Genomic DNA, 12402 nt, shown 5'->3' with positions numbered 1-12402 from the left:
TCCAGGTAGAACCCCATGCCCGAACCTGCCGCTGAACCGGCACTGAGCGGACTGCGCCTCAATCTGCGCATCGTTTCCGTTGTGATTTTTAACTTTGCCAGCTATCTCACCATCGGCCTGCCGCTGGCGGTTCTGCCGGGCTATGTCCATGACGTCATGGGCTTCAGTGCCTTCTGGGCGGGGCTGGTGATTAGCCTGCAGTATTTCGCCACGCTCCTGAGCCGCCCGCATGCCGGGCGCTACGCGGACACGTTCGGTCCAAAAAGCATCGTGGTGGTGGGATTGTGCGGCTGCTTCCTCAGTGGTCTGAGCTACCTGCTGGCTGCCTCAGCCAGCCACTGGCCGCTGGTCAGCCTGGCGCTGCTCTGCCTGGGCCGCGTCATCCTCGGCATTGGGCAAAGCCTGGCGGGAACCGGCTCGACGCTCTGGGGCGTGGGGGTTGTCGGGACGCCACACATTGGTCGGGTGATCTCCTGGAACGGGATTGTCACCTACGGCGCGATGGCGCTCGGTGCGCCGCTCGGCGTGGCCTGCTATGCGTTTGGCGGGCTGTATGGACTGTCGCTCACCATTATGGCGGTCGCGCTTGTGGCGATTCTGTTTGCGCTGCCGCGCCCGAAAGTGAAGGCCAGCAAGGGCAAGCCGCTGCCGTTCCGGGCGGTGCTCGGGCGGGTCTGGCCATACGGGATGGCGCTGGCGCTGGCGACCACCGGCTTCGGGGTCATCGCCACCTTCATTACCCTGTTCTATGACGCCAAAGGTTGGGACGGCGCGGCCTTTGCGTTAACCCTGTTTAGCTGTGCGTTTGTTGGTGCGCGCCTGCTTTTCCCTAACGGCATCAACCGTCTGGGCGGGCTGAACGTGGCGACGATCTGCTTTGCGGTAGAGATTGTCGGGCTGCTGTTGACCGGCGTAGCCAGCGCGCCCTGGATGGCGAAAATGGGCGTATTTCTCGCGGGAGCCGGTTTTTCACTGGTCTTCCCGGCGCTGGGCGTGGTCGCGGTGAAAGCGGTGCCGCAGCAGAACCAGGGGGCGGCGCTGGCGACCTATACGGTATTTATGGATATGTCGTTAGGCATTACCGGGCCGCTGGCAGGGCTGGTAATGGCCCGGGCGGGGGTGCCGGTGATCTATCTTGCCGCGGCGGGTCTGGTCATGATGGCATTGCTGCTGACGTGGCGGCTAAAAAAATGGCCCCCGGTGCAGGCACCGGAGGCCACGTCATCATCGTGAAACGTTACTGGATTACGATGGTGTTAATGATGTTTTCAGCAGCCGTCTGCGCTTTCTGCTGATCTTCCGCTGGCAGGGTGATCTGCAGGGTCAGCAGTTTGTTATCGACCTTGCCCAGCACGACAGAGGAGTATGCGGTCTGGCCTTTCGCAGAGATGATGCTGTCCAGCTGCTGCAGCTTATGGCCTTTCAGTTCGATGGATTTATTGGTCACGACCTGCAGCTGCGGGTCGCGGCCGCGCTGCTGATCTTCCAGACGTTTGGACAGCACGGCCAGATCTTCGCTGGTGTCGTCGCCCACAATCACAATGACCGCTTTCTGCCCGGTTGCGTCGGAGTAAACGTGCATATTGTTCGCCTGAGTGCCCAGCTTGCCGCTCTGGTCAGTCATATCGGCTGGCAGAGAGAAGCTGAGTTTGCCATCCATCAGATTCACCGGTTGACCGGTCGCATTGCTCTCTGCGGATGCGCCCTGAGCAGGCGTTTTCGTGTCGCTGTTATCACAGGCTGCAAGACCCACAACCAGCAGGCCAATCCCGACATATTTAACCAGATTGCGCATTGACTTCTTCCTTTCGATAAACGGCCATAACGGCTCATTCGCTCATCTTATCACAACTGATAAAGCGAACCCTTAACCAGCCTGCAATGCCGTGATTTCAGATTTATCTGCCAGCCTTTTCAGCAGCATATTCAGCAGCACGCCGTACATGGGCAGGAAGAAGACAATGCTGATGAGCACCTTGAAGCAGTAGTCCACCAGCGCGATTTCCATCCAGTGTTCGGCCATGAACGCATCCGGGCTACGCCAGAAGGCGATGAAGAAGAAGGCCAGCGTATCGCTCACGTTACCGAACAGCGTGGAGGCGGTGGGTGCCATCCACCAGCGATGATTCTGACGCAGGCGGTTAAACACGTGCACGTCCAGAATCTGCCCCAGCGCGTAGGCCATAAAGCTTGCTGCGGCGATACGGGCGACAAACAGGTTGAAGTGGGTTAACGCCTCAAAGCCCTGCCAGCTTCCCATATAAAACAGGGACGAAACCCCGTACGAGATGAACAGCGCCGGGAGCATGACCGCAAAAATAATGCGGCGAGCCAGCGGTGCGCCAAAAATACGCACGGTCAGATCGGTGGCGAGGAAAATAAACGGAAAGCTGAACGCGCCCCAGGTGGTATGAAAACCAAAGATGGAGATAGGGAGCTGCACCAGATAGTTGCTGGAGGTGATCACCAGCAAATGGAAAAGCGAAAGCCAGAACAACGCTTTTACGCGCTGTGATTCAGAAAACTGCGTCATATTGTGACCTTTTTATACGTTGGGGTGAGGGAACCCAATAAAAACCGCAGCATGATACTGCTTTGGCGGGACATTGCAATGGTTAGTTTTTACGCAATCGTTAACCTGGTTTGCATTGACCGCAACGGGGCGTAAACTACAGCCGTTTTTACCTGACCGAGAAGATCATGACCGACCTGTTTTCCAGCCCAGACCACACTCTTGATGCCCAGGGCCTTCGCTGCCCGGAACCGGTAATGATGGTACGTAAAACCGTGCGCAACATGCAGACCGGTGAAACGCTGCTGATCGTTGCCGACGACCCGGCCACCACGCGCGACATTCCCGGTTTTTGTACCTTTATGGAGCATGAGCTGGTGGCGCAGCAGACGGAAACGCTGCCGTACCGGTATTTGATTCGTAAGGGGTAGCCCTCACTTATTTGGGGGGAGGTTGAGGGTATCAGGCCGCACCCATGCTTGAACCTGTTCCTGAATATTTAAAAGCGAGTTTAACGGTAGATGACCTGCCTCTGGACGTCCCTGCCTTCGAACCGGAAGTTGATCAGTTGGGATGCTATTGCCCGCTATTAACACAGTTGCTGTTGGCTCGTTCACTTTCAGAGAGTGATGAAAGAGTGGCTGGAGATTTTTGCAAGGCTTAGTTGGGCTGTATAGCGGTATGTTGAAAGCACCGCGCTGGTTGCGTACAAATGAAGGCATCTTGCCACTGTGAAAAAAGTCGGGTGGCGCTAACGCTTACCCGACCTACGGGACTAGAGCCGTTGTAGGCCGGGTAAGGCGAAGCCGCCACCCGGCAAGAATACGGCCTCCCCACAGGGAGAGGGAGAACGTCATCCCTTCATCCACGCCCGGATCCCATCCAGGAACATCTGCGTTGCCATCATGACCAGAATGAGCCCCATCAGGCGCTCCAGCGCGTTTACCCCTTTTTCGCCCAGCAGGCGCAGGAACAGGGACGACTGCAGCAGGATGATAAACGTCCCGCCCCAGGCAATCAGCAGGGCAATGACCAGATGGCTCATCTGGTTCGGATACTGGTGCGACAGCAGCATCAGCGTCGCCAGAATGGTTGGCCCCGCGACGAGCGGGATCGCCAGCGGCACAATAAACGGCTCTTCACCCGCAGGCAGGCCGCTGCTGCTGCCTTCCGCGCTCGGGAAAATCATCTTAATCGCAATCAGGAACAGAATAATCCCACCGGAAATCGACACGGTTTCAGCGCGCAGGTTCAGGAAGGCGAGAATTTTTTCACCCGCAAACAGGAAGATAAACATCACCAGCAGGGCGATGAGCAGCTCGCGGATCATGATCGCCCGGCGGCGCTTCGGCTCGGTGTGCTTCAACACCGACATGAAGATCGGCAGGTTACCCAGGGGATCCATTATCAGGATCAATAAAACCGCGGCGGAAATGATTTCACTCATGTAAATTATCCCTGAAACTCTCTATGGTTATTATGATGATTAGCTGTATTTCTGATTGCCGGGCAATCATCGATTAATTTCGCTTGCGACTTTGGCAGCATTTTGTAATGTGAAGCATATCCCAGTTCAATACTGGCTTGCACAATCAGCACACACCCTCAGCAGGAAAAAAATGCTATGAAAAACGTTGGTTTTATCGGCTGGCGCGGTATGGTCGGCTCTGTACTCATGCAACGCATGGTTGAAGAGCGCGATTTCGACGCTATCCGCCCGGTCTTCTTCTCCACTTCCCAGCTCGGCCAGGCTGCTCCGTCCTTTGGTGGTACCACAGGCACGTTGCAGGATGCTTACGATCTGGAAGCGCTGAAGGCACTCGACATTATTGTGACCTGCCAGGGCGGCGATTATACCAACGAAATCTATCCAAAGCTGCGTGAAAGCGGCTGGCAGGGCTACTGGATTGACGCGGCCTCGTCGCTGCGCATGAAAGACGATGCCATCATCATTCTCGACCCGGTTAACCAGGGCGTGATCGCCGATGGCCTGAACAACGGCGTAAAAACCTTTGTTGGCGGTAACTGCACCGTCAGCCTGATGCTGATGTCCCTCGGCGGCCTGTTCGCGCAGGATCTGGTGGAGTGGGTCTCCGTGGCGACCTACCAGGCGGCGTCCGGCGGCGGCGCGCGTCATATGCGCGAACTGCTGACCCAGATGGGCCAGCTGCACCAGAGCGTCGCGACCGAGCTGGCAAACCCGGCGTCGGCTATTCTCGATATCGAGCGTAAAGTGACCGAGCTGACCCGCAGCGGCGAGCTGCCGGTGGATAACTTTGGCGTACCGCTGGCCGGCGGCCTGATCCCGTGGATCGACAAGCAGCTGGATAACGGCCAGACCCGCGAAGAGTGGAAAGGCCAGGCCGAGACCAACAAAATCCTCAATACCGCGAACACCATTCCGGTTGACGGTCTGTGCGTGCGTATCGGCGCGCTGCGCTGCCACAGCCAGGCTTTCACTATTAAACTGAAAAAAGATGTGTCTATTCCGACCGTGGAAGAGCTGCTGGCCGCGCACAACCCGTGGGCGAAAGTGGTGCCAAACGATCGCGATATCACCATGCGCGAGCTGACCCCGGCAGCGGTGACCGGCACGCTGACCACGCCGGTTGGCCGTCTGCGTAAGCTGAACATGGGGCCGGAGTATCTCTCCGCGTTCACCGTTGGTGACCAGCTCCTGTGGGGCGCCGCTGAGCCGCTGCGCCGCATGCTGCGCCAGCTGGCGTAATAATTTGTTAAATACCGGGGGTGATTTTCACCCCTTTTTTTTGCGTACTACATGGAGTAACACGCGTATGTCTTATTTTTTATCAGGAGTCATTTAGAGCGTTGGCTATGCTTTAAGGAAGAGTCATTTCTTACCTGAGGTTCGAACGGAGCAGAATGGATGCACATTTTTGTGCTGTCCCGTTCAGGTCACATTAAAAGTCGTCCCGGAGCGCTTAAAAAGGACGACATAAAAACAGGATGAATACCATGTCCGATCGTGTGGATAGAGACGTGATTAATGCGCTTATTGCGGGTCATTTCGCTGACCCCTTTTCTGTGCTTGGGATGCACCGTACTGAGGCCGGTCTGGAAGTTCGTGCCCTGTTGCCGGATGCCACAGAAGTCTGGGTGATTGAACCCAAAACCGGCCGCAAAGTCGGTAACCTTGAATGCCTCGATTCCCGTGGCTTCTTCTCGGGCGTGATGCCCCGTCGTAAAAACCCTTTTCGCTATCAGCTCGCCGTTCTCTGGCACGGCCAGCAGAACCTGATTGACGATCCCTACAGCTTCGGCCCTCTGCTTAAAGAGATGGATGCCTGGCTGCTCTCCGAGGGGACGCATCTGCGTCCTTATGAAACGCTGGGTGCCCATGCCGATACCATGGACGGCATCACCGGCACGCGGTTCTCCGTGTGGGCGCCCAATGCCCAGCGCGTCTCCGTTGTCGGCCAGTTCAACTACTGGGACGGCCGCCGTCACCCGATGCGCCTGCGTCGGGAAACAGGCATCTGGGAGTTGTTTATCCCCGGGGCGCACCACGGGCAGCTTTATAAATTCGAGATGATCGACGCCCACGGCAAGCTGCGCATTAAAGCCGACCCGTATGCCTTCGAAGCGCAGATGCGCCCGGATACCGCGTCGCTGATCTGCGGCCTGCCGGAGAAGGTCGTCCAGACGGAGGAGCGTAAACAGGCCAACCGTTTTGATGCGCCAATATCCGTCTATGAAGTCCATCTCGGCTCCTGGCGCCGCCATACCGATAACAACTTCTGGCTGAGTTACCGGGAGCTTGCCGACCAGCTGGTGCCATACGCCAAATGGATGGGCTTTACCCACCTTGAGCTGCTGCCGGTCAACGAGCATCCGTTCGACGGCAGCTGGGGCTATCAGCCCACCGGGCTGTATGCGCCGACCCGCCGCTTCGGCACCCGCGACGACTTCCGCTATTTCATTGATGCCGCGCACGCCGCCGGGCTGAACGTGATCCTCGACTGGGTGCCGGGCCATTTCCCGGCGGATGATTTTGCGCTGGCAGAGTTTGACGGCACGAAGCTGTACGAGCATAGCGATCCGCGCGAGGGCTATCACCAGGACTGGAACACGCTGATCTACAACTACGGTCGCCGTGAAGTGTCGAACTACCTGGTCGGGAATGCCCTGTACTGGATCGAGCGGTTTGGCATTGACGCCCTGCGCGTGGATGCGGTGGCGTCAATGATCTACCGCGACTACAGCCGCAAAGAGGGGGAGTGGATCCCGAACGAGTTTGGCGGCCGCGAAAACCTGGAAGCCATTGAATTCCTGCGTAATACCAACCGCATTATCGGCGAGCAGGTGGACGGTGCCGTGACCATGGCGGAAGAGTCCACCGACTTTGCGGGCGTCTCCCGTCCGCCGTCATCAGGCGGCCTGGGGTTCTGGTATAAGTGGAACCTGGGCTGGATGCACGACACGCTCGACTACATGAAGCTGGATCCGGTTCACCGTAAGTATCATCACGATAAGCTGACGTTCGGTATGCTCTACAACTACACCGAAAACTTCATGTTGCCGCTGTCGCACGATGAAGTGGTACACGGTAAAAAATCGATTCTCGACCGCATGCCGGGCGACGCGTGGCAGAAGTTTGCCAACCTGCGCGCCTATTACGGCTGGATGTTTGCCTTCCCGGGCAAGAAACTGCTGTTCATGGGCAATGAGTTCGCCCAGGGTCGCGAGTGGAACCACGACGCCAGCCTCGACTGGCATCTGCTGGAAGGCGGCGACAACTGGCACCACGGCGTGCAGCGTCTGGTGCGCGATCTGAACCTGACCTATCGCCACCACAAAGCGCTGCACGAGCTCGACTTCGATCCGTACGGCTTTGAATGGCTGGTGGTGGACGACCACGAGCGCTCGGTGTTTGTCTTTGTGCGTCGTGACAAAGCGGGTAACGAGATCATCGTCGCCAGCAACTTTACGCCGGTGCCGCGCGAACATTACCGCTTCGGCATTAACCAGCCGGGCAAATGGCGCGAAATTCTGAATACCGACTCGATGCACTACCACGGCAGCAACGCCGGTAACGGTGGGCTGGTACAGAGCGACGCCATTGAAAGCCACGGGCGACCCAACTCCCTGAGCCTGACGCTGCCGCCGCTTGGCACCATCTGGCTAATGCGGGAGGGCGAATGACGCAGCTTACGGCAGGTAAACCCGAACCGCTCGGGGCGCATTTTGACGGAAAAGGGGTGAACTTCACCCTCTTTTCCGCTCACGCCGAGCGGGTTGAACTGTGCGTGTTTGACGGGGAAGGTAACGAGCACCGTTACGATTTACCCGCGCGCACGGGGGATACCTGGCACGGCTACCTGGCCGGAGGGCGGCCCGGCATGCACTACGGCTTTCGCGTTCACGGTCCGTGGGATCCCGCGCAGGGGCACTGGTTTAACCCGGCGAAGCTGCTGATTGATCCGTGCGCGCACCGCGTGGACGGCGAATTTAAAGATGACCCGCTCTTCCACGTGGGCTACGGCGAGCCCGACCACCGCGACAGCGCGCCCGTCGCGCCAAAAAGCGTGGTGGTGAACGATCTTTATGACTGGGAAGACGATGCCCCGCCGCAGACGCCGTGGGGCAAGACCGTCATTTATGAAGCCCACGTCAAAGGGCTGACGTACCTGCATCCGTCGATCCCCAAAGAGATGCGCGGCACCTACAAGGCGCTCGGGCATCCCACCATGATCGCCTACCTGAAACACCTCGGCATCACCGCCCTGGAACTGCTCCCCGTCGCCCATTTTGCCAGCGAGCCGCGTCTGCAGCGGCTGGGGCTGAGCAACTACTGGGGCTATAACCCGCTGGCGATGTTCGCGCTCGAGCCGCGCTATGCCGTCCATCCGGAAAAGGCGCGGGACGAGTTCCGCGATGCGGTGAAGGCGCTCCACGCGGCGGGCATTGAGGTCATTCTGGACGTGGTGCTGAACCACAGCGCAGAAAGCGATCTCGACGGCCCGACGCTCTCCATGCGCGGAATTGATAACCGTAGCTATTATTGGATCAGGCACGATGGCGATTATGAGAACTGGACCGGCTGCGGTAACACGCTCAATCTCAGCCATCCGGCGGTCACGCACTTTGCGTATGAATGCCTGAAATACTGGGTGCAGACGTTCCACGTCGACGGTTTTCGTTTCGACCTGGCGCCGGTGATGGGACGCACGCCGGCGTTCAGCCAGCAGGCGCCATTGTTTGAGGCGATAAAAAACTGTCCGGTGCTCTCGCAGGTGAAGCTGATTGCCGAGCCGTGGGACATCGGTGAAGGCGGTTATCAGGTCGGGAATTTCCCGCCGCTGTTTGCCGAGTGGAACGACCACTACCGCGACGCCGTACGCCGCTTCTGGCTGGAGCGGAACCTGTCGCTGGGGGAATTTGCCGGGCGCTTTGCCGCGTCGAGCGATCTCTTTAAGCGCGACGGCAAACGCCCGTCGGCCACCGTTAATCTGTTGACGGCGCACGACGGTTTTACGCTCAGGGACTGCGTTTGTTTCAATCAGAAACACAATGAGGCGAACGGCGAAGAGAATCGCGATGGCACTAACAATAACCATAGCTTTAATCATGGTATAGAAGGGTTAGGCGGAAGTCTGGATGTGATAGAGCGGCGACGCGCCAGCGTTCATGCGCTGCTGACAACGCTTTTACTGTCGCAGGGCACGCCGATGCTGCTGGCAGGCGACGAGCATGGTCACAGCCAGCACGGTAACAACAACGCCTATTGCCAGGACAACACCTTAACCTGGCTCGACTGGGGTGAAGCCAACAGCGGGCTGATTCATTTTACCGCTGCGCTGATCCATCTTCGCCAGCAGATCCCCGCGCTGACCGCCAACAGCTGGTGGGAAGAGGGTGACGGCAACGTTCGCTGGCTGAATAAAGACGCGCAACCGTTAAGCGCGCAAGAGTGGCAACACGGCGTACCACGCCTGCAAATCCTGCTGTCGGATAAATGGCTGGTCACGCTGAACGCGACGGATGACGTCGCAGAGATTGTTTTACCTGACGGGGAGTGGCGAGCCGTTCCCCCCTTTGCCGGAGCGGATAATCCGGTAGTAATGGCTGTCTGGCACGGGCCTGCGCACGGAGTGTGCGTATTCCAAAGATGATAAAAAAGGAGTTAGTCATGGTTAGATTAGAGAAGAACGATCCCTTAATGTTGGCACGCCAGCTACCATTAAAAACGGTTGCCCTGATACTTGCGGGCGGGCGTGGTACCCGTCTGAAAGATTTGACCATCAAGCGCGCCAAGCCGGCCGTTCACTTTGGTGGTAAGTTCCGTATTATCGACTTTGCGCTCTCCAACTGCCTGAACTCGGGCATTCGCCGCATTGGCGTCATCACGCAGTATCAGTCGCACACCCTGGTGCAGCATATTCAGCGCGGCTGGTCATTCTTCAGCGAAGAGATGAACGAATTTGTCGATCTCCTTCCTGCGCAGCAGCGCGTTCACGGCGAGAACTGGTATCGCGGAACGGCGGATGCGGTCACCCAGAACCTCGACATCATTCGTCGCTATAACGCGGAATACATTGTGATCCTCGCCGGGGACCACATTTACAAGCAAGATTACTCCCACATGCTTATCGACCACGTCGAAAAAGGGGCGCGCTGCACCGTGGCGTGTCTGCCCGTGCCCGTTGCTGAAGCGACGGCGTTTGGCGTCATGCACGTGGATGCCGACGACAAAATTATCGACTTCGTTGAAAAACCGGCGAACCCGCCAACCATGCCGGGCGATGACACCAAATCGCTCGCCAGCATGGGGATCTATGTCTTTGACGCAGATTATCTTTATGAGCTGCTGGAAGAAGACGACAAAGACGAAAACTCAAGCCACGACTTCGGTAAAGACATCATTCCGAAAATCACCAAAGCTGGCATGGCGTATGCACATCCTTTCCCGCTGTCCTGCGTGCAGTCCGACCCGAATGCGGAACCGTACTGGCGCGATGTGGGCACGCTGGAAGCGTACTGGAAAGCGAACCTCGATCTGGCATCGGTCACGCCTGAACTGGATATGTACGACCAGAACTGGCCGATTCGTACCCATATGGAGTCGCTGCCGCCAGCCAAATTCGTGCAGGACCGCTCCGGCAGCCACGGCATGACGCTGAACTCGCTGGTGTCCGGCGGGTGCATCATCTCCGGTTCGGTCGTGGTGCAGTCGGTGCTGTTCCCGCGCGTGCGGATAAATTCATTCTGTAATATCGATTCGGCAGTCTTATTGCCGGATGTCTGGGTAGGGCGCTCGTGTCGTCTGCGTCGTTGCGTGATCGACCGTGCCTGCGTCATCCCTGAAGGGATGGTCATTGGGGAGAATGCGGAAGAAGACGCGCGTCGTTTCTACCGTTCGGAAGAGGGGATCGTGTTAGTCACACGGGAAATGTTGCGGAAGCTGCAAATCAAACAGGAGCGATGATGCAGGTTTTACACGTATGTTCTGAGATGTTCCCGTTATTAAAAACGGGCGGTCTGGCAGATGTGCTTGGCGCATTACCGGCGGCGCAAATCGCCGGAGGCGTGGATACCCGAGTCCTGCTGCCCGCCTTTCCGGATATCCGGCGCGGTATACCTGATGCAAAAGTGGTGACCCGCCGTGAAACGTTTGCCGGACGCATTACCCTGCTGTTTGGACATTACAATGGCGTAGGGATTTACCTGATCGACGCGCCGCATTTATACGATCGCCCGGGTAGCCCGTATCACGATACGAACCTGTTCGCCTATACCGACAACGTGCTGCGCTTTGCGCTCCTCGGCTGGGTTGGAGCAGAAATGGCGACGGGGCTGGATCCGTTCTGGCGTCCGGATGTGGTGCATGCGCACGACTGGCACGCCGGGCTTGCTCCGGCGTATCTCGCCGCGCGCGGCCACCCGGCGAAATCGGTCTTTACCGTGCATAACCTGGCCTATCAGGGGATGTACTACGCCCATCACATGAATGACATCGATCTGCCATGGTCGTTCTTTAACATGCACGGTCTGGAGTTTAACGGGCAGATCTCGTTCCTGAAGGCGGGACTGTACTACGCCGATCACATCACGGCGGTGAGCCCAACCTACGCGCGTGAGATCACCCAGCCGGCGTTTGGCTACGGCATGGAAGGGTTGCTGCAGCAGCGCCACCGCGAAGGCCGCCTGTCGGGCATTCTGAACGGCGTGGATGAACAGATCTGGAGCCCGGAAACCGATCTCCTGCTGGCGGCGCGCTACGGTCGTGACTCCGTGGAAGACAAAGCGGAAAACAAACGCCAGCTGCAGATTGCGATGGGCCTGAAGGTTAACGATAAAGTGCCGCTGTTCGCCGTCGTAAGCCGCCTGACCAGCCAGAAAGGGCTGGATCTGGTGCTGGAGGCGCTGCCCGGTTTACTAGAGCAGGGCGGGCAGCTGGCGCTGCTCGGCGCGGGCGACCCGGTATTGCAGGAAGGTTTCCTTGCCGCCGCCGCGGAACATCCGGGGCAGGTGGGCGTACAGATTGGCTACCACGAGGCGTTTTCGCACCGCATTATGGGCGGCGCGGACGTCATCCTGGTGCCGAGCCGTTTCGAACCCTGCGGCCTGACGCAGCTTTACGGCCTGAAATACGGCACCCTGCCGCTGGTGCGCCGCACGGGCGGGCTGGCGGATACGGTATCGGATAGCTCGCTGGAAAACCTGGTGGACGGTATCGCCAGCGGGTTTGTCTTTGAGGACAGTAATGCCTGGTCGCTGCTTCGGGCGATTCGGCGTGCTTTCGTCTTGTGGTCCCGTCCATCGCTGTGGCGCTACGTCCAACGCCAGGCGATGTCCATGGACTTTAGCTGGCACGTTGCGGCGCAGTCATACCGCGATCTCTATCAACGCTTGATGTAACGAGGCGAAGT

11 protein-coding genes are annotated in these 12402 nt (G+C 58.2%); 8 read left to right on the top strand and 3 right to left on the bottom strand.

Translation table 11 applies throughout. The annotated features are described in order from the left end of the window. Positions 1 to 15: 15 nt before the first annotated feature. Positions 16 to 1233, top strand: coding sequence for an MFS transporter (locus ACOTXT_RS04965; protein WP_058654969.1), 1218 nt, complete (start codon positions 16 to 18; stop codon positions 1231 to 1233). A 4-nt stretch (positions 1234 to 1237) separates the two neighbouring features. Here ACOTXT_RS04965 and ACOTXT_RS04960 read toward each other — a convergent pair whose 3' ends face one another. Then, positions 1238 to 1795: a DcrB family lipoprotein gene (locus ACOTXT_RS04960; protein ID WP_008503073.1), complete on the bottom strand. Its 558-nt coding sequence runs from the start codon at positions 1793 to 1795 to the stop codon at positions 1238 to 1240. A 72-nt stretch (positions 1796 to 1867) separates the two neighbouring features. Next, a complete protein-coding gene (locus ACOTXT_RS04955) occupies positions 1868 to 2533 on the bottom strand; it encodes a 7-cyano-7-deazaguanine/7-aminomethyl-7-deazaguanine transporter (protein ID WP_008503072.1) in 666 nt (221 codons plus the stop codon). Positions 2534 to 2700: 167 nt separating this feature from the next. Between ACOTXT_RS04955 and tusA the strand changes: the two genes are divergently transcribed. Both tusA and ACOTXT_RS04945 read left to right on the top strand, forming a co-directional pair. Then, entirely contained in the window at positions 2701 to 2943 is a 243-nt protein-coding gene (tusA, locus tag ACOTXT_RS04950) for a sulfurtransferase TusA (RefSeq protein ID WP_017693840.1), read from the top strand. A gap of 44 nt (positions 2944 to 2987) precedes the next feature. Further along, on the top strand, positions 2988 to 3176 hold the full coding sequence (locus tag ACOTXT_RS04945; protein ID WP_224162587.1) for a hypothetical protein: 189 nt from the start codon (positions 2988 to 2990) through the stop codon (positions 3174 to 3176). Positions 3177 to 3365: 189 nt separating this feature from the next. On the opposite strand, the gene yhgN is transcribed toward ACOTXT_RS04945, so the two are convergent. Then, positions 3366 to 3959, bottom strand: coding sequence for an NAAT family transporter YhgN (gene yhgN / locus ACOTXT_RS04940; RefSeq protein WP_003861574.1), 594 nt, complete (start codon positions 3957 to 3959; stop codon positions 3366 to 3368). Between the two features lie 177 nt (positions 3960 to 4136). On the opposite strand from yhgN, the gene asd reads away from it, so the two are divergent. The 5 genes from asd to glgA all read left to right on the top strand — a co-directional run bounded on the left by asd (position 4137) and on the right by glgA (position 12391). Continuing rightward, positions 4137 to 5240 (top strand): aspartate-semialdehyde dehydrogenase, encoded by a 1104-nt coding sequence (gene asd / locus ACOTXT_RS04935; RefSeq protein ID WP_021242179.1) that lies wholly within the window; start codon positions 4137 to 4139, stop codon positions 5238 to 5240. A 248-nt stretch (positions 5241 to 5488) separates the two neighbouring features. After that, positions 5489 to 7675, top strand: coding sequence for a 1,4-alpha-glucan branching enzyme (gene glgB / locus ACOTXT_RS04930; protein WP_021242180.1), 2187 nt, complete (start codon positions 5489 to 5491; stop codon positions 7673 to 7675). Then, the gene (gene glgX / locus ACOTXT_RS04925) at positions 7672 to 9645 is read left to right on the top strand and encodes a glycogen debranching protein GlgX (RefSeq protein WP_039024281.1); all 1974 of its coding nucleotides are present in this window, start codon (positions 7672 to 7674) and stop codon (positions 9643 to 9645) included. The genes glgB and glgX overlap by 4 nt, the downstream gene beginning before the upstream one ends. A gap of 17 nt (positions 9646 to 9662) precedes the next feature. Beyond that, the gene (gene glgC / locus ACOTXT_RS04920) at positions 9663 to 10958 is read left to right on the top strand and encodes a glucose-1-phosphate adenylyltransferase (RefSeq protein ID WP_008503066.1); all 1296 of its coding nucleotides are present in this window, start codon (positions 9663 to 9665) and stop codon (positions 10956 to 10958) included. Beyond that, complete coding sequence (glgA, locus tag ACOTXT_RS04915) at positions 10958 to 12391, top strand: glycogen synthase GlgA (protein ID WP_421625289.1); 1434 nt, start codon at positions 10958 to 10960, stop codon at positions 12389 to 12391. The genes glgC and glgA overlap by 1 nt, the downstream gene beginning before the upstream one ends. Positions 12392 to 12402 lie beyond the last annotated feature (11 nt).

The organism is Enterobacter cloacae complex sp. IR5422, assembly GCF_049238165.1.
GTDB classification, from domain to species: Bacteria; Pseudomonadota; Gammaproteobacteria; order Enterobacterales; family Enterobacteriaceae; genus Enterobacter; species Enterobacter roggenkampii.
The sequence above is the reverse complement of the archived record's forward strand: the minus strand, read 5'-3'. Positions and strand labels throughout refer to the sequence as shown.